Raw genomic sequence first — 16,354 nt, forward strand, 5'->3', positions numbered from 1 at the left:
CGGGTTGTTTCTTCCCGTCTGTGATACGTAATTATTCCCCTGTTGGTCGGGCTGCAAGCCGGGCAGTTACGTTTCCAATCACTGCTGCTGCTGCCGGGTAGCCGGACGGGAATGTCCTGCCTTCAAGTCCTGCCTCGGTAAGGGTGGGATCCAGAGGAAATTCCCCGATAATCCGGCTCTTGTCGGGGATGGTATCGCGGAGGGCCGTGGAGGTTTCTGCGTCAGTCTTGTTCAGGATAAAAAACAAGGGAACCTCGACCGATGCTGCCATCCCTGAGATTTTTCCGACCATGCACATCGATTCATATGACGGGTCGACGACCATGAGGCTGGCATCACACAGCGTGTCGATTCCCCTGCCGAAATGTTCGATCCCGGCCTCGGTATCCACGATGACCTGATCGTTCTCTGCAAGCGTCAGTCCGAGAATGAACTGCCGTGCGAGTGCGCTTATGGGACAGGTGCAGCCCTCGGATGTGTCCCGGAGTTTACCTATGGTGACCAGCTGGATACTATCCTTTATCGAACTGTAGTCTTTTGGGAGGGTATCGTATGTCCATGTGCCAAGGATTGGTTTTTCCTGTGGGAGATTTTCATCACGGGCGGTCTTCATGGCATCCATCATGCATTTCTTCCCCCCGAAATACCCGGAGAGGTCCGGGGGAATTCCAGTTCCCAGGATCCGGTGAAGCCCGGTATTCGATACGTCGGTATCCACGACGATAACACGTTTTCCTGCCGCAGCATACTGCCGGGCGAGGAGTGCGGTGACCGTACTCTTTCCGGATCCGCCTTTCCCGCAGATGAGCAGTTTCATGAAGTAAATACACCTGTCTCTCTTCAATAGTCCAATTTAGTATTACATCTTTACTTTATTAAAAATATACGTATTTTATTTTACTTTCCCGAAAGCGGGTAACATTAGGTTACAAAATTATTTTTGCTCTTTTGAAAGGGGATACTATTCCTGGAAGACCGTGCCCCTTCACTCCTCTGATCCAGACAACTCGAACTAACGTCAGCACCGGGCCATTAGTGCCGGGAGGGTACTCCAGCGATTTCGGGGCTTCTCGCCCTTTAACGGATAGCAGGTACAACCGGGCTTTTCTGTCCCTCATATATTACTCCCGGAGGAAGGTGAGAGGAGGTCTGTAAGTTCTTCATCGCTCAAATTATAATGATGATACACGGAGAAGTACTCCTTAACCTTCTGCTTTAACCAGTCCTCCGGGAAAAGGTCCGGATACAGGACATGGGCCGTCCACGACATGCCGACAATCCGGTAGAAACTTGGTGAACGGTCGAACCAGTTGCCCGGCTTGCTTGGGGTTACATAGATTCGGTGGTTCTGCACTGCCGGGATACTCTGCCAGTTCGAATCGTTATAGGCCATTGTGGTAAAATCCCTGCTGGTTGTAATGATTACATCGGGTTTCCATATCAACACGGATTCCATGGTCACAGCCGTCATACCGGAGCCTGACTGGAGTCCCTCGCAGGTTGCAACGTTATTGCCCCCGCAGAGATCGATCAGTTGTGAATGGATGGATCCGCTGGCATCGGTCGCAAGACCGTTTGCACCCTCCGCATAATACACCCGTGTCCGTTTCTCTTTTGGGATACCGGAGGTCTTGTTCTGGATCTCATCAAGGGTTCCACGGTAATATCGAATGAGTTCATCTGCCCGCTCCGGTCTGTCAAGTACATCTCCCAGGAACCGGAATACCGCTTCTGCATTGGTAACATTCTGGGTATTGTTCAGGCAGACCGCCGGGAGCGTCCCGTATTTCTCCTGCGTCAGGTTCACCGAATCGTAGCGGATGGCATTCCCGTCCCCGCAGGAGATAAAAACCAGGTCGGGGTGCATGGCGATCTGTGCCTCATAATTCTTTGAGGCACTGCTGATAACAGGGATATTTTCCGGGAGCGCAGGATAGAATTTCCTGGTGTCGCTTGTCAGGTTGGAGTCCCAGCTCACGATTTTATCCGACGCAACGTAATAGATGATAAAAGACCCGAGAACCCTTTTTACGTTAGCAGGGATCGTGACGTTACGGCCGGCCATATCCGTAATCGTACGATAGGATGCATTCAGATCTCCGTATTCCAAAGAGACAGATGAACATTCTTTGGACACAGTACCTGTAGATGTCGGGACCGTTACATTGGGGGAGTTCTGACTGAATGATCCTTCTCCTCGGGTCATATCCGCTATTTCAATGATCGCAAAGCCTGCTACGGCAATGACAAGAACTGCAAGTATGATGATACCGTAATTTTTACCATTCATGGCTGTATCTCCTCACCGGTTGAAAATTATCAAGAGTATCACTTTTCTAAAATGGCCCGTTTCCTCTCGCGTTGTCCATTTTAGTCCACCTGCCAGACCATCATACCGGAATACCCTTCGGATCGTGTGCTGTACTTTCCGTCAACGGCAGCAGCCTCGTAATATCGAAGGATCTTCTTTTTGTCTGCTGACGTGAAGTTCCCGGCATGATCGAGAAACCGGATCGTCCGGTTCGCCGCCTCTTCCCAGTCCACGGCCTTTGTTCTCATATGATGGTTAATCTTCACGAGGGGCCGGTATCCCAGCAGGTACAGATACATGAAACCATTGATGAACGGGGATGATCCTCTGCCGTTCCCGCGGCGGGACGGATCTTTCTTGAGTACCTTTTGTAAGATCCCGGTATGATCCGTCTGCATAGGCCCACCATTGCCAAGGCTGAAACTGTAATAGCAGAATTTTTTCGAGCAGCCAATCATCCGGTCAAGGCAACCTGCATCCCGCACTGCCGGGGTACTTGTGACAAACACAAGATCGAACTTTTTCTTAAGGCCAAGCTTTCTGATATCCGCAGTCCACCAGGAGGTTTCAATGGTCTTGATCGAAACTCCTTCCTTTGTTGCATGTTCGTTCAAGCGCGAAAGTGCGATGGAGGAGATATCCAGAGCTGTTACATCAGCTCCCGCTTTTGCAAACGGGATCGATGTGGCTCCCGGGCCACAGCCTACATCCAAGATACGGGCTCCCTCTACCGTACAACCTGCTTCCTGAATGAGAGCAAATATTTCTTCCATCCGTTTGTTATTTCTCATTGGTGACGGGTGCCAGCCCATATTCCCTTCAGACGGGTCCCAGCGCCGGTTCCATGACTCTGCCTGTTCGCTATCAGATACACCAGAAAAGAACTCTTTTGTTGAATCCCAGCACTCTATCCAGTTTCTAACATTTTTCCTCTGCTGCAGATTTATCGCCCTGATTGTGTTCATGATGTAAGCCTCAATTTCACCGGGAAAGCCCGATGTCAGTCCTGCTTCCGTTACCGGAATAAGAGTGTTGCCAGGTCCCGGAGTTTCTGCCGGATCGGGAACCGGCCGGAACACTTTTACCAATCATCGTTTTCTGGGAGATCCTTGATAAGGGGATAATAAACGGGATCTCGTCTGCGATCTTCACGCTTGCCCGTATACTATAGACCGTTTCGAGATTTTCTGCGGTCATGACCGTATCAGGAGTACCGGTAGCAACGATTTTTCCCTTTTTCATCATCACGATGGTGTCCGAGTACCGGGCTGCCATGTTAAGATCATGAATGGCAACAATTGCCGTCAGGTCGCGCTGTTTTACCAGATTTCTCAGGAGATCCATTACATCGATCTGGTGCCAGATATCGAGATTGCTCGTAGGTTCATCCAGGAGAATGACACCCGTTTCCTGGGCAAGGGCCCGGGCAATGAGCACCTTCTGCTGCTGACCTCCCGAGAGTTCGGTAAACGAGGACATGGCAAGATCCTCCAGACCGAGGAGCTGGAGCATCTCCCAGACCACCTGTTCGTCTCGTGTCCCACCTCTCCACCCGAGATAAGGGCGTCGTCCCATCAGGACAACATCAAAAACCGAATTCGGGAAAACACGCAGCGAGTTCTGGGGGACGTAGGCAATGTTCTGGGCCAGTTCAATACGGCTCATCTTCATCACATCGCTCCGGTCCACAAGGATTTCCCCCGATGATGGGACAAGCAGCCGGTCGATGCATTTGATCAGCGTGGATTTTCCGGATCCGTTGGGGCCGACAATGCTGACGATCCTGCCATCACCGATATCAAGACAGAAGTCGCGTAAAACCTCGTGGCTGTCGTAACTGAACCACAGGTGGTTGATTGCGAGCTTGATGATCATGACCAGTACTCCTTGCGCCTTCCCCGGAGAATGAGATACATGAAGAACGGCACTCCTATTATCGACATAATGATGCCGGTCGGTATCACAATAGAACCAAACATATTCATGGAGATAGCGTTTGCAACGAGGAGCAGGGCAGCCCCGATGCCTCCCGATGCCAGGATAAGATAGCGGTGATCGCTTCCGAGTATCATGCGGCCGATATGAGGTGCGACAAGGCCGATGAACCCTATAACCCCAATGAATGCAACAATGGCGGCGATAAGGAGGCTGGATACCACCATGACAAAGATCCGAAGCGTGTTTGCATCTACACCCATACTCTTGGCGCTGTCATCACCTACTGTCATGAGATTGAGATCCCATGCCCGGCTGTACAGCAGGGGAATACAGATGGCTGCCATAATGAGAAGGAATGAGATGCTGAGCCAGTTGAGATCGGCCAGGCTACCCATACCCCACATAGTCATCACATCCCGCTGTTCATCGGTGGCGATATAGGAGAGCAGTGAGTTTGCAGCCGAGAAGAGATAGGTAATGGCAACCCCGGCAAGGATTAGAGTCTCTGATGAAGCCCCTCGTAACGATGAAAGGGCAAGGATTGCTCCGGAGCAGAGGAGAGCGCACAGGAACGCATTGCCCACGAGAAAATACGGGCCTCCAAGGATGGTGATGCCCAGCACGGCACCGATCGAGACGCCGAACTGGGCGCCGGCCGAGATCCCGAGGGTGAACGGGCTGGCAAGCGGGTTTTTCAGGACTGCCTGCATAACACAACCACAGACACCAAGTCCGAATCCGGCAATGATTGCACCGAGGATCAACGGCATTCGGATCTGCCAGATTACGTGGGTCATCTCTTCGCTGACCGAGAAGATACCGGGCACCAGTTTATCCGCCAGCGTACAATAAACATCGGTCACGGTTATAGGGACCTGCCCCAGGGTAATGATGACGGCGGATGCAAGGATCAGGAAGACTGTAAGCGCAATAAGGAAGAGCGCTTTTTTCCAGACTGCCCGGGCATGCTCCTGTTCGGCTTTGCTGATCTTTCCTGTCCGCGTCCGCTTGACCGTCCCTGCAAGCGAGCCGGGGACCGTTCCCCTCTTCATTGGTTTCACCGGTTCATACCCTTGATACAGCCAAGCGTGGTTCCAAAGTTCTCCGTACTGTTCGTGACGACAATGAGGTTACGCTCTTTTGCGATCTCGGAGAGATTCTGGAATTCGCGGAGTTTGAGGGCGATCGGCGTCTTCTCGTAAAGCCGGGCCGCTTCGCACATCCGTTCTGACGCCTGTTGCTCCCCGTCGGCAAGGATAATACGTGCCCGTTTCTCCCGTTCTGCCTCGGCCTGGCGGGCGATGGCACGGAGCATGTTCTCCGGGAGAGAGATGTCCCGGATCGTAACGATATCGACCTGGATGCCCCAGGATTTGGTTACCTCTTCGAGACTTGTCTGGATCTTCTGGTTGAGCGATTCCCGGGCGGACAGGATTGTGTCGAGTTCGTTCTGGCCAAGGACATCCCGGAGGGTGGTCTGTGCGATCAGTGCTGTTGCAGCCTCGTAATCCTCGACTTCCACGATGGCCCTGCCTGCATCTGTTACATGGTAATAGATGATGGCATCGACATCAACGCTGATGTTGTCCTGTGTTATGATAGTCTGTTTTGGGACATCGAGCTGACGGACCCGTAGATCCACTCTTGTGATCCTGTCAACAAACGGGACGATCGAGATGATGCCGGGCCCTTTTAGGCCAATCAGCCGTCCGAACCGGAAGACGACTCCACGTTCGTACTGGCGAAGTATTTTGATGGATAGTATACCTGTTACTGTTAAAAGCACCAGGACAATAAGCGAGATAATAATCTCTATAAGTGCCATTACAAGAATCTCCTCTTATTCGTGTACTTCATTGTTTGTAAAATGGATATTTTAAACAAATACATTAAGTTAATTATTACCCCCGGTAACTGTAAAATCTTCCGTTTTGGTGGCAGTCCCTGGTTGGTTCCCCTGTTATCCGGGACCTGCATAACACCGTTCTGCCCCGGAAACATTCAGAAAAAGAGACCTGAACTTTCTATTCAGCCAGGTACAAAACGCGGGCTGTAAATACCGTACCTGTTCCAGTACCTTTTGAAGTAGTCAACTGCTTTTTTTGATTACGATCCAGAACCCGGAATCGTCATTGATGATATGGTAATCCATAATCCCTGCCCGGTGTATTGAATCCTCGATCTCGCCGGGCCGATACTTTCGGAACCTGATCCGTGCCGGATGTGCCGCATCATCGACAATGCCCCGTTCCTTGCGGCTTGCAAGCACTTCATCGCGGATCCTGCTGCTCCCGTATCCTCCTCCAATATAGGCCATGCCATCCGGTTTGAGGACACGATTAATTTCTGAAAACGCCACAACCAGATCCTCCCAGAAGTGGTAAGATCCCCGGCTTACGATGAGGTTAAATGTTGCATCTTCTGTCGGGATCGCGTGAACATCTCCGGTCATGGGTACAACCTTTTCCTCCATGTTCCTCATCTGGACGTTCTTCTTTGCCAGTTCAAACATCTCCGGTGAACTGTCAAGAGCAGTTACCCGGAGATCCGAGAGCGTGGCAAGGGCAAGGGCGAGCGACGCCGGCCCGGAGCCGATGTCGAGACAGGTGCCTTCGGTAATACCGGTCCGCTCAAGGATCTGATGGGCTATCACCGGGTAGACCCGGGCGAAATCCGTGTTGGCAAACGTGTCGTACTGTCGGGCTTCGGCAGCCGATTTCCAGAAGGGTTTGGGGAACATGGGCATAGGGAATCGATACCACGTCTGGGATTCAATTGTCACCTATTAAGAATGGCTGCGGTGTTTTTTGTATACTGAAAGTGATGAGAGGGGAGTGTGGATCATCACCTCACACCGCTGTCGCTTCATGAAGTTGAGCCTTCAACAACCACATCCTTCTCCCATACTGCCGTCCCGGTGGGGATGTAAATAAATTTAACATGGACTACATCCCCCGATCGTAGTACTTCCCAGTTATTCCCGAGAACTCCCTGAGTCTGATCTACGCTGTATGTTCGGGGATCCCAGCCCACAGGCAGCGATTCCTCATAGGGAATCCAGACATTTGGTTCAAGATCGGTTCCGTTATAGGGGAACAGCCATCCAATACCGGTGCAACCGTCAAGTTTATCTGGTGTTCCCAGACCATGCTCCATCGATAATGGCACACAATAGACCGTAGTAGTTTTCCCCGTCTTCTTGTCCTTCTTCGATGAAGAAATATTACTAACATATTGGCTGGGATCTGCATAGGTATAATGGAATCTTTGTGTTACACCATATCCGGTAGAGTACTGCATCAAAGTCCCATCAGACTGGATACTACTCCCATCAGCCTGGCCGGAATTTTGTCCGCCGAACGGCCGGGCCAGGAACATTGTCCCTGCCTGGAGCTTATAATTGCCCCACCAGGAATCATTACGTACCAGTCCATTTGCAAGCTGAATTTCACTGCCCCCGCCATCGATAGTCCAGAAGACATTTCCCCTGAATGGCGTTGCGTTTTGTCCGACTCCCACCCCGTATCCGTATGGGACGGTCAGTCGCCACAGATCATAACCTCCGCCTCCATGGGTGTCGTAGATAATGTTCGTGTTGACGACACCCGGCGTTGTTATTGCCCCTCCCTTGATTACCGAACCATTGGGGAAAGTTTTGGTCCACGATGTAATGATCTTTAAATTTTTGGTATCAACAGGAGCACTCACGGAAGTCACTTCCCCCTTGAAAAAACTTGTTGACCAAACTCCGTTGTTTGCAATATGTAAATCCATGGCAAGCGAAGGAACTTTTTGAGCGCTCCCTTTCATAAGTCCTCCGGCAAAACCGCTTACCACAGCTGCGATGATGACCACGACAATTAACATCAACATCACACCAACTACCGGTGAAACGGCGTATTCTTTTCTCTCTCTTTTTTTTCTTGTCGATTGCATCTTTATGTACCTCCATGATATTCCAAGTGTGGGGGAGCCCGGGTAATCCCAAGAGTATGTGAATAACAGGACGTTATCTCAGCCATGAACCAAAGACGATGCCGAGTTACCGTTCAGGACACTTCACCCCGGGAAGAGACGTCCCCTTTGGAAAAAAGTATAGTCTTTCCCTCCTCTGTTATGGTCCTATCTTCACATCGCTTTTTGACAGCATTTTGCCATCGGTGGAATCAATTTCAAGGGTAAACGATTTCCCGATATCCGTCGTACTAAACGATGTACCATTGTAATACATGATCTCGCCGGGTCTCCAGACCGGCAACGTTACGATACCGGTGGGTAGCATCCAGCACTTTCCTGCAGTATTGCAGGTCAGGGATTTGTTGACACTGGTTCTCGACATGGTTCCTTGATATCCACCGTTCTCCTCGTCTTTGGCGCGGATAACTACGAAAATGTTTTGGGTTGACAGTTCATCGCCACCGGCATGATACATTGTCAGAAGGCCTGCCGACTGGCTGAAGGTTCCCGTGATCGTTGCCTGGGGCACTTTGCTGTTGGAGTTGACAAGTCCCCCGGCAAAACCGCTGACAATAGCAGCGATGATGATCACAACGACAAGCATGAGCATAACACCAACAACCGGTGAAACTGCCCGATCATTTCCATTGATTTTTGCTGAATACATCATATTACCGACCCCTCCACAGGAATATCCTCCTGCCAGATTGTTTTACCTGAGGGAATGTGGATCACTTTAACGTTGACAATATCCCCCGGCCGCAGAAGATTCCATTTCTTCCCGAGGACGGCCTGCATCTCATCTGTACTATCTGTGGTGAAAACGGCATCGCTCGACGTACCGTACGTGTATAGCCATTGCTGTCCTACACCATATCCCTCAGTAAAGGCTGTGCCGTCATATTTTGCACCGAATGGTTGGGCAAACATGACCGTGCCTGCCTGGAGGTAGTAGTTACCAAACCAGGAGTAATTGGTTATCCCGGGCTTTGTCCCGATATCAGACTGATTGGTTGCACCGGTTCCCTCATAGGGCAAACCGTTTGATGTTTCCGTTCCGTTATATCCAACGCCCGGACCATCTCCCTGAGGACAGACCATTTGCCAGGAGGGAATTGACAGGAGAGAAGTCTGCCCGGATTCCGTGATATAGGTGACATTGAAATTGGTGACTCCGGGCGTTACGACGCTGCCGTCTCTGATAGTTTCCCCGCTCATATTCCCTGTGTTACTCCACGAGGTTACAATTTTCAGGTCACTCGTTTTTATGGGTGCGCTAACGGATGTAACTTCGGCCTTAAAGTAACTTGTAGGATAATACCCGTTATTTGCAATCTTGACATCCATGACCAACTGGGGTGCAGATTGTGTTCCCTTCATGAGTCCTCCGGCAAACCCGCTGACAACTGCTGCGATAATGATCACTACAATCAGCATCAGCATCACGCCGACCACCGGTGAAACTGCCGACTCACGTGAATAGTTCATAGATCCCCACTCCCTTTTTTTAACACTACCATTGTTTCATTCATGATTCTCACAAGCCCTTATGCTGTGATCGTCACTTCTGTCTTTGAGATGAGGTTGCCCCCAGTGTCACTTACCTCAAGGAAGAAGGTCTTGCCGATATTGTTGGCGTTGTTCAGGCAAAGTGTTGAATCCCCATAGGTATTGACTACCGGCTGGAGCATGCTGCAGGTGGTGTTTGCACCAGATATCCACAGCGTATCTCCTGGGAGAAAGGCAGTCTCGTTGCTGGCGAAGTTCTCCGTCCGCGTGTTGAGCATTATGGATTTATTCAGAACCTCTGCCGTCTTCTGTTCAAGACCCGTACCAAATGTGGGGCCATCCCGGATTACGAATCTGGTATTCTGGAGAGCAAGGGGATCTCCTCCTGCGTGCGTGATCTCAAATCCGTTCCCCATACTGAACTTCCCGGTGAGGGTAGCCTGAGATGTTTTCTTTGCACCTCCGACAAGCCCGCCGGCAAATGCGCTGACAATTGCAGCGATGATGATTACGACAACCAGCATCAGCATTACACCGACAACTGGTGATACTGCATGTTCGGATCTTTTAATCATTTTAGTTGCTCCCTGTGACGACTACATTCTGCTGCCAGACCGTTTTTCCGGTGGGTGTATAGATCATCCGTAATGTCACGGTATCGCCGACATTCAGGTTGTGGCAATTGGATCCAAACAGAGTGGCAATATCACTGTCAGATACTACAAGTCCTGTTCCCTGAGTCAGGGTATAATTTCCAAAAGTCTGGTTTGCATTGGGAGAGTTCAGGCTGGGGGTTCCAGACACCCCGGGACCGTATCCATAGGGAATCTTAGTGGTTGAGCTCCCGCCCCCGTATGATGATTTCCCATTTACCCAGTTTGTTGTCAGCTGCAGATTCTTCGTGGGAATTGGTTCGCTGACACTCAAAACGGTGGCTGAAAAATTCATCCCCGCCGAACTGTTCACAAGATTTACTTCCATCGTGACAGTGGGTGTCTTCTGGTTATTCCCTCCAACAAGACCCCCGGCAAAAGCGCTTACTACTGCTGCAATGATGATAGTTACTATCAGCATCAGCATCACGCCAACTACTGGCGAAACCCCACTTTCGCCATTTTTTCTCGATACTCTCTTCAGATAATGCATGTCAGTTCCTCTGGTTACAACTAACCGGATTTATGCAGTGGTGGATCAATTTCACGGGATCAAACCACCATGCCATCTTACACATAGTAAAAAACGATATTTAACTATGATCATTTTATAATGTCAAGAAATCAATTTTTTTTTATTAACTCTCTATGTGGGAATAGGGCAACGTAAACAACGAACCCGAATCATTCTGGAAGTATGCAGTTCCCGTTGTATGTCGTGCGAAAAACGAACTGTTTAAAAAAATCCCGTGAAATCAAATCCCAAATTCAACAAAGACCGTCAGAAAAAGTGATATGGATTACAAGATGCCAGCACTTTACGCTGCGTGCGGTTCGCAGGCCGGGCCGGCGGCCACCGCTTTTGCCGGTGCTTCCGGCTGAGTGTAGTGTTTTGCGCCCTTCTTTTTTGTAAGCCATATAAGTTCGCCGTTGCTGAATCCGAATGCGCTCATGGAGAGTACACGTATATGCCCGGGAATGGATGCTGCATTTGCGTCTTTGGGGACAAGCAGGTACTGGGCTTTAAGCGCGTTCCTTCCGGTATACTTTGCCGATACCGCTGCAAGTGCGGTTACCGAAGGTTCTTCGTCATATGATACACCCAGGGCAACCGTCTCCTTCTTTCCCCGGACATTCCGGGTTAGCAGAAAAACGGTGTCGCGTGTTGCCGGTGACGGTGCCTTCTGGCATTCCCAGCCATCAAAATGACTGAAATGCATGCGTATTTCCCTGTCTGCAAAGGTCTGCATGATGTCCTGTGCTGATCCCATGGTTATCATTCCGGAATAGTACCTGCATCTTTATAAGTTTTGGTAATTTTTGTTGATATACTAAATAAATAAACAATTTTTAATTAACACTTCAGTGATTTTTTTGTCGTGATGGAAATAACGGCCGATTCTTACTGTATTATATGTCTGGTAATTAATGCACAGACCCGGTTGGAAAATCTCAAACTATCTGTTCTGTACTGACTTTCGCCATCCTGGTCATACGGTATTGGTAATGTCCCCCCCGGGGAGGTCTCCAAAAATATATTTCGTCATAGCCGCTCACACAGGTTTAAGAACATGATTCACAAACATGTATAGAAAAACGTACATGGAGTGAAAAATAATGGACTTTGGAAATCTGGGAGGACTCGGCGCTTCGGCTGCCGGTTTCATTTCAACGCCTGAAGGTCAGACCGCAGTCAAGAACTTCCTTGCAACGCCCGATGGTATGGCGCTCCTCAAGAACTTTGCATCAAGCTCGCAGGGCCAGCAGGTCATCATGAGCCTCCTTCCCTCGATCGTTGACGGCATGAACCTGCCCGAGCCGGTCAAGGCAATGATCAAGAGCGCCGCACCCGCTACGCAGTAAGCCGGATCCGGCACCAGACTTTTTTTTTAATTTTTTACTCCCGGCACCCGACCGGTTACCTTATATTGTTACGGGATAGAATCTGTATCCAGAGCAAAAGGGGGCATTACTATCGAAGATACGATCCCGATTCCTGACGGGCAGGTCGCAAAGAAACAACTGCACTTCTTCTGGCTTGCCGACTGTTCCGATTCGATGCGCGGAAAGAAGATAGCCACGCTCAACCAGGCAATCCGCGAAGCCCTCCCCGAGATCCAGAAGGCCGTTGCCGCATACCCTCAGGTCGATATCCGGATGCGGGCCATCAAATTCTCCGATGATGCAGCGTGGCACGTAGGCCCCGACCCGGTCCCGCTTGCCGATTTTGTCTGGCCCGAACTTGAAACGAGTGGTCTTACCGCTACCGCAAAGGCACTCCGTCTCCTGGCCGGGGAACTCTCCATCGAACGCATGCCCCGCCGTGGCCTCCCTCCTGTCTGCATTCTCATCTCGGACGGGTTCTGCACCGATCCCCGGGAAGACTACGATGCAGCTATCGCCGAACTCGGGAAGATCCCGTGGGGGATCAAGGCGGTCCGGCTCGCCATTGCCCTCGGGGACGAATCGGACTATAATGCAGCAGAACTCCTCAAGTTCTCCAACCAGGACGCGGTCGGCCTCTTAAAAGCGCATTCCCCCGAGGAACTGGTCACCTATATCAAGTGGGCCTCGGTCAGCGCATCGGTGGCATCGTCACGCGGCAGGAGCCGGGGAGCGCCCGCGGCAGAAGAGACCTCGAACGTTGCCCTCGAATCACCGCCCCCGATGATCACGTCCAATACCGACCTGTTCTGATCCGATCATGCCGTTGCCGGAAGAGTTCTCCTGTACCTGCGATACCGGTCTTGGGTGGGCGTTCGGATGCAGCCGGACCGGGGCAGCCCATATCCGGGCGGGCCGTCCCTGCGAGGATGCCTATGCGCTCTGGAGCGGGTCTTCCGGCGCCGTGCCATGCATTGCCTGTGCAGTTGCGGACGGCCACGGCGATCCCCGGCACGACCGGAGTCGGACCGGATCGGCGCTTGCGGTGGATGCGGCGATAAGCGAGATGGTTGCGTTCCACCGTTCGTATGCGGACGGGAACATTCCCCGCCAGCAGTTCCGGGCGGGATTCAAGGCAGATTTTCCCCGGCGGGTTACCCGCCGCTGGCGCGATCTCGTGGCCCGGGACGTTGAACGCTCCGATGCAACACCGTCTCCCGAGGGAACCGTCCTCCCCGACGCAGCCTATTCCCGGTACGGCACCACGCTTATTGCCGCCCTTGTCGTCTACGACACCCTCCTTGTCGGCCAGGTCGGAGACGGCGACCTTCTCCTACTTCGTCCCGACGGCACGATCACCTTCCCCCTTCCCCGCGACCCGGTTCTTGCCGGAAACGAGACCCATTCCCTGTCCGCCCCGGACGCGCACCTGCTCTGGAGAACGGCGACAATCGATCGGGGCGAAGGCGGCGTCCTGCTTGCGGCAACCGACGGGATCTCGGACTCGTTTGCCGGCTCGGAGAGCGAGGAGTTCTCGCTCTTTGTCCACAGCCTTGTCGACCGGGTCCGGACCTACGGAACCGACAGCGTTGCTGCGGCAATGGGGGGCTGGCTGGACCGTTACTCGGCTATTGCGAGCGGCGACGACATGACGCTCGTGTACGCGTCCATCAACCCCGAACGCCCGGAGACACCGGCTGCAGATCCCCCGGAACAGGACCGGCCGGTATCGCGGGAGGAGGACTGGTAGCCAAATGACCCTTGCCATCGGCACCCGGCTCCATGCCGAACTTGCCGGGACTACCGTTACCGTGGTAAAAAAGATCGGGGAAGGTACCCAGGGGGAGGTATATCTCGTTGACGGCCCGCAGGGGCAGCAGGCGCTCAAATGGTACAAGCCCGAACAGGCAACAAGCGGCCAGCGGACGGCAATCTCCTACCTTGTCCGCACCGGCCCGCCCTACGGGGCGGCGGGGAAACGGTTTATCTGGCCGCTCGACCTGGTCACCGCCGATAACACAAAACAGTTCGGGTACCTGATGGCACGGATCGATACGCAGAAGTACGCCGAGCTCGGCGAGGTCTGGGCGCACTTAAAACCGGTTCCCTCCCTGTCGGCACTCTGCGAGATCTCGTACGAACTTGCAAACAGCTACCGGGCGCTCCACCTCTCGGGCCACTGCTACCGGGACATCTCTGCGGGGAATTTGATGTTTGACCCAATAACCGGGGACGTTCTCATCTGCGACAACGATAATGTGGGCGTGAACCACGAGTCCCGGTGCCAGGTCTGGGGCACGATGGAATACATGGCCCCGGAGCTCATCCGCGGGGAATGCGATCCCTCGACCGAGACCGATCTCCATGCGCTTGCGGTTCTCCTTTTCTATGTCTGGGTCTGGCATCACCCCTTCCATGGCGAGATGGAATACCGGTACCACTGCTGGGACATCCCGGCCAAAAAGCAGGTCTATGGGATCACCCCGGTCTTTATCTTCGATCCCGACAACCCAACAAACCGCCTGCCCGGCGATCCAGACTATGCCCTTGCCGGCAGACGGTGGGACCTGTGCCCGCCCGCACTTCGTGCAATGTTTATCAGGGCATTTACCGAAGGGCTTACGCAGCCGGCCCGGCGGGTTACCGAAGGAGAATGGCAGAACCTCTTTTTATCCTTAAAGGACCGCCTTGTCTCCTGCCCGCACTGCCGGGCCGAGAATTTCTCCTCTGTGGACGACCTCCCGATGACCTGCTGGCACTGCCGACGGGAGATCCCCCCGGCACCGAGCCTTCGTATCCAGCGCCCCTGGGGAACCATCTCTGTTACCCTGTCGCTGGGCACCACGCTCCTCTCCCGCCATATCCTGCACCCCAACGGGAGTGACGATGGTTCACGGGCGATAGGAAAGGTCGTCCCCCACCCTGCCATTCCCGGTGCGGCAGGGATCCGGAACCTTTCAAAAACCTCCTGGCAGGTGATCTTCCCGGACGGGATAACATCCGATGTCCCGCCGGGCCGGGCAGTTCCCCTGAATCCAAAAACAACCATAACGATGGAGGGCACCAGTTGCACCATCCAGTCTGCCGGTTGTGGAGATGAACCATGAACGATACCGCCCGTACCACCCTTGCCCGGCTCGTTGCCCGCTACGGTGTTTCTGTTGCCCACGATGCGAACCGGTGTGAAGGGCTGCTCCGCGATACCTGCCCGGACTGCACAAAAGAGATCTTTATCCTCACAAGCGCCGTGCGTCAGCGGGTCCCTGCGGATCTCCTTGCACCCCGCCAGACGCTTCCCCTGCCGCTGGTGCAGGGGTTTATGGTCAAGCGCCTGATGGATGAACTCGGCCTCTCCGATGATGCAGCACACTGGGCGGTTGCCAGCTGGTCGGAAGCGCTCGGACTTTCCGATCCGGCCCGGACGGTCCCGCCCGAAAAGAATACGGTCCCTCCCGGACCCGCCACCCCGGTATCCGTTTCTACTGCCAGCCCCGCCCTCCGCGAACAGTGGGCTGAAGATCTTGCACATGCCCCGGTCGCGGTACGGCTCGGCATCATCCGAAACCTCGCAACAAACCCGGATCCCGGGAATACCCGGCTCCTGGTACGGACGCTGGATAACGAAAGCGGGGTAGTACGGGCAGCAGCCTTCGATACGCTCTCGGACCCGGCACTTGGGGCAGCGGACGCGCTTATCGGGGCTCTGGGGGATCAGTCCGAGGGCATTATCTGGCGGGCCGCGCTCGTACTTGCAGACTTAAGGGAGCGCCGGGCCGTCCCGGCGCTTGTCCACCTGCTTGGCCGGCAGGGCATTGTCCGGGAATCCACGGTCTGGGCGCTGGGCGAGATCCGGTGCAGCGATGCGGTAACCCCGCTCATGAGCCTGGTAAACGATCCCGATCCTGGTATCCGCAGTGCGGCAGAAGCTGCATTAAAAAAGATCGGATCGCCGTGAATCGTATAATTTTTAAAAAAGTGCTGCCGGTGACCTGTTATTTTGCATAAGTCCGGGGTACTTTTATGTTCCGTCCCTGCAATAAGGTTGTATAGCCCTCAAAGATTTCCGCTGGTACGGGAATACCTGCATGTGCCAACGGGAACA

Annotated in this window: 18 protein-coding genes; 5 read left to right on the forward strand and 13 right to left on the reverse strand. The window is 53.0% G+C overall.

The features are described from left to right. Positions 1-31: 31 nt before the first annotated feature. The 13 genes from BP758_RS01590 to BP758_RS01650 form a co-directional block, all read right to left on the reverse strand. Entirely contained in the window at positions 32-817 is a 786-nt protein-coding gene (locus BP758_RS01590) for a P-loop NTPase (RefSeq protein WP_292368055.1), read from the reverse strand. A gap of 297 nt (positions 818-1,114) precedes the next feature. Further along, positions 1,115-2,290 (reverse strand): ABC transporter substrate-binding protein, encoded by a 1,176-nt coding sequence (locus BP758_RS01595; RefSeq protein WP_292368057.1) that lies wholly within the window; start codon positions 2,288-2,290, stop codon positions 1,115-1,117. Between the two features lie 80 nt (positions 2,291-2,370). Beyond that, the gene (locus BP758_RS01600; RefSeq protein WP_292368059.1) at positions 2,371-3,276 is read right to left on the reverse strand and encodes a class I SAM-dependent methyltransferase; all 906 of its coding nucleotides are present in this window, start codon (positions 3,274-3,276) and stop codon (positions 2,371-2,373) included. 16 nt (positions 3,277-3,292) lie between these two features. Then, positions 3,293-4,186, reverse strand: coding sequence for an ABC transporter ATP-binding protein (locus tag BP758_RS01605; protein ID WP_292368061.1), 894 nt, complete (start codon positions 4,184-4,186; stop codon positions 3,293-3,295). Further along, the gene (locus BP758_RS01610; protein ID WP_292368063.1) at positions 4,183-5,301 is read right to left on the reverse strand and encodes a FecCD family ABC transporter permease; all 1,119 of its coding nucleotides are present in this window, start codon (positions 5,299-5,301) and stop codon (positions 4,183-4,185) included. Before BP758_RS01610 ends, BP758_RS01605 begins: the two co-directional genes overlap by 4 nt. Before the next feature lie 5 nt (positions 5,302-5,306). Continuing rightward, entirely contained in the window at positions 5,307-6,074 is a 768-nt protein-coding gene (locus BP758_RS01615) for a slipin family protein (RefSeq protein WP_292368065.1), read from the reverse strand. A gap of 264 nt (positions 6,075-6,338) precedes the next feature. Further along, positions 6,339-6,989: a class I SAM-dependent methyltransferase gene (locus BP758_RS01620; RefSeq protein ID WP_292368067.1), complete on the reverse strand. Its 651-nt coding sequence runs from the start codon at positions 6,987-6,989 to the stop codon at positions 6,339-6,341. A gap of 125 nt (positions 6,990-7,114) precedes the next feature. Then, on the reverse strand, positions 7,115-8,185 hold the full coding sequence (locus BP758_RS01625; RefSeq protein ID WP_292368069.1) for a type IV pilin N-terminal domain-containing protein: 1,071 nt from the start codon (positions 8,183-8,185) through the stop codon (positions 7,115-7,117). Between the two features lie 178 nt (positions 8,186-8,363). Continuing rightward, positions 8,364-8,816 (reverse strand): type IV pilin N-terminal domain-containing protein, encoded by a 453-nt coding sequence (locus BP758_RS01630; RefSeq protein ID WP_394339190.1) that lies wholly within the window; start codon positions 8,814-8,816, stop codon positions 8,364-8,366. Between the two features lie 56 nt (positions 8,817-8,872). Next, entirely contained in the window at positions 8,873-9,694 is an 822-nt protein-coding gene (locus BP758_RS01635) for a type IV pilin N-terminal domain-containing protein (RefSeq protein WP_292368071.1), read from the reverse strand. Between the two features lie 59 nt (positions 9,695-9,753). Beyond that, entirely contained in the window at positions 9,754-10,290 is a 537-nt protein-coding gene (locus tag BP758_RS01640; protein WP_292368072.1) for a type IV pilin, read from the reverse strand. Between the two features lies 1 nt (position 10,291). Continuing rightward, entirely contained in the window at positions 10,292-10,861 is a 570-nt protein-coding gene (locus tag BP758_RS01645) for a type IV pilin N-terminal domain-containing protein (protein WP_292368074.1), read from the reverse strand. A 325-nt stretch (positions 10,862-11,186) separates the two neighbouring features. Continuing rightward, on the reverse strand, positions 11,187-11,639 hold the full coding sequence (locus BP758_RS01650) for a hypothetical protein (protein ID WP_292368077.1): 453 nt from the start codon (positions 11,637-11,639) through the stop codon (positions 11,187-11,189). Positions 11,640-11,985: 346 nt separating this feature from the next. Here BP758_RS01650 and BP758_RS01655 point away from each other — a divergent pair, with 346 nt between their 5' ends. From BP758_RS01655 to BP758_RS01675, 5 genes are all read left to right on the forward strand, one after another. Further along, positions 11,986-12,231: a hypothetical protein gene (locus BP758_RS01655; protein WP_292368079.1), complete on the forward strand. Its 246-nt coding sequence runs from the start codon at positions 11,986-11,988 to the stop codon at positions 12,229-12,231. Positions 12,232-12,426: 195 nt separating this feature from the next. Further along, a complete protein-coding gene (locus BP758_RS01660) occupies positions 12,427-13,065 on the forward strand; it encodes a vWA domain-containing protein (RefSeq protein WP_292368081.1) in 639 nt (212 codons plus the stop codon). Positions 13,066-13,072: 7 nt separating this feature from the next. Further along, positions 13,073-14,002: a PP2C family serine/threonine-protein phosphatase gene (locus BP758_RS01665; RefSeq protein ID WP_292368083.1), complete on the forward strand. Its 930-nt coding sequence runs from the start codon at positions 13,073-13,075 to the stop codon at positions 14,000-14,002. 4 nt (positions 14,003-14,006) lie between these two features. Further along, complete coding sequence (locus tag BP758_RS01670) at positions 14,007-15,359, forward strand: protein kinase domain-containing protein (protein WP_292368084.1); 1,353 nt, start codon at positions 14,007-14,009, stop codon at positions 15,357-15,359. Then, positions 15,356-16,207: a HEAT repeat domain-containing protein gene (locus BP758_RS01675; RefSeq protein ID WP_292368086.1), complete on the forward strand. Its 852-nt coding sequence runs from the start codon at positions 15,356-15,358 to the stop codon at positions 16,205-16,207. Before BP758_RS01670 ends, BP758_RS01675 begins: the two co-directional genes overlap by 4 nt. The last annotated feature ends 147 nt before the right edge of the window (positions 16,208-16,354 follow it).

Origin of the sequence: Methanoregula sp. UBA64 (assembly GCF_002502735.1) — an archaeon.
Taxonomy (GTDB): Archaea; Halobacteriota; Methanomicrobia; order Methanomicrobiales; family Methanospirillaceae; genus Methanoregula.

Excerpts from the sequence above, each read along its gene's own strand:
- BP758_RS01590 (WP_292368055.1), bottom strand. The coding sequence starts at position 817 with ATGAAACTGCTCATCTGCGGGAAAGGCGGATCCGGAAAGAGTACGGTC.
- BP758_RS01595 (WP_292368057.1), bottom strand. The coding sequence starts at position 2,290 with ATGAATGGTAAAAATTACGGTATCATCATACTTGCAGTTCTTGTCATT.
- BP758_RS01600 (WP_292368059.1), bottom strand. The coding sequence starts at position 3,276 with ATGAACACAATCAGGGCGATAAATCTGCAGCAGAGGAAAAATGTTAGA.
- BP758_RS01605 (WP_292368061.1), bottom strand. The coding sequence starts at position 4,186 with ATGATCATCAAGCTCGCAATCAACCACCTGTGGTTCAGTTACGACAGC.
- BP758_RS01610 (WP_292368063.1), bottom strand. The coding sequence starts at position 5,301 with ATGAAGAGGGGAACGGTCCCCGGCTCGCTTGCAGGGACGGTCAAGCGG.
- BP758_RS01615 (WP_292368065.1), bottom strand. The coding sequence starts at position 6,074 with ATGGCACTTATAGAGATTATTATCTCGCTTATTGTCCTGGTGCTTTTA.
- BP758_RS01620 (WP_292368067.1), bottom strand. The coding sequence starts at position 6,989 with ATGTTCCCCAAACCCTTCTGGAAATCGGCTGCCGAAGCCCGACAGTAC.
- BP758_RS01625 (WP_292368069.1), bottom strand. The coding sequence starts at position 8,185 with ATGCAATCGACAAGAAAAAAAAGAGAGAGAAAAGAATACGCCGTTTCA.
- BP758_RS01630 (WP_394339190.1), bottom strand. The coding sequence starts at position 8,816 with ATGCTCATGCTTGTCGTTGTGATCATCATCGCTGCTATTGTCAGCGGT.
- BP758_RS01635 (WP_292368071.1), bottom strand. The coding sequence starts at position 9,694 with ATGAACTATTCACGTGAGTCGGCAGTTTCACCGGTGGTCGGCGTGATG.
- BP758_RS01640 (WP_292368072.1), bottom strand. The coding sequence starts at position 10,290 with ATGATTAAAAGATCCGAACATGCAGTATCACCAGTTGTCGGTGTAATG.
- BP758_RS01645 (WP_292368074.1), bottom strand. The coding sequence starts at position 10,861 with ATGCATTATCTGAAGAGAGTATCGAGAAAAAATGGCGAAAGTGGGGTT.
- BP758_RS01650 (WP_292368077.1), bottom strand. The coding sequence starts at position 11,639 with ATGGGATCAGCACAGGACATCATGCAGACCTTTGCAGACAGGGAAATA.
- BP758_RS01655 (WP_292368079.1), top strand. The coding sequence starts at position 11,986 with ATGGACTTTGGAAATCTGGGAGGACTCGGCGCTTCGGCTGCCGGTTTC.
- BP758_RS01660 (WP_292368081.1), top strand. The coding sequence starts at position 12,427 with ATGCGCGGAAAGAAGATAGCCACGCTCAACCAGGCAATCCGCGAAGCC.
- BP758_RS01665 (WP_292368083.1), top strand. The coding sequence starts at position 13,073 with ATGCCGTTGCCGGAAGAGTTCTCCTGTACCTGCGATACCGGTCTTGGG.
- BP758_RS01670 (WP_292368084.1), top strand. The coding sequence starts at position 14,007 with ATGACCCTTGCCATCGGCACCCGGCTCCATGCCGAACTTGCCGGGACT.
- BP758_RS01675 (WP_292368086.1), top strand. The coding sequence starts at position 15,356 with ATGAACGATACCGCCCGTACCACCCTTGCCCGGCTCGTTGCCCGCTAC.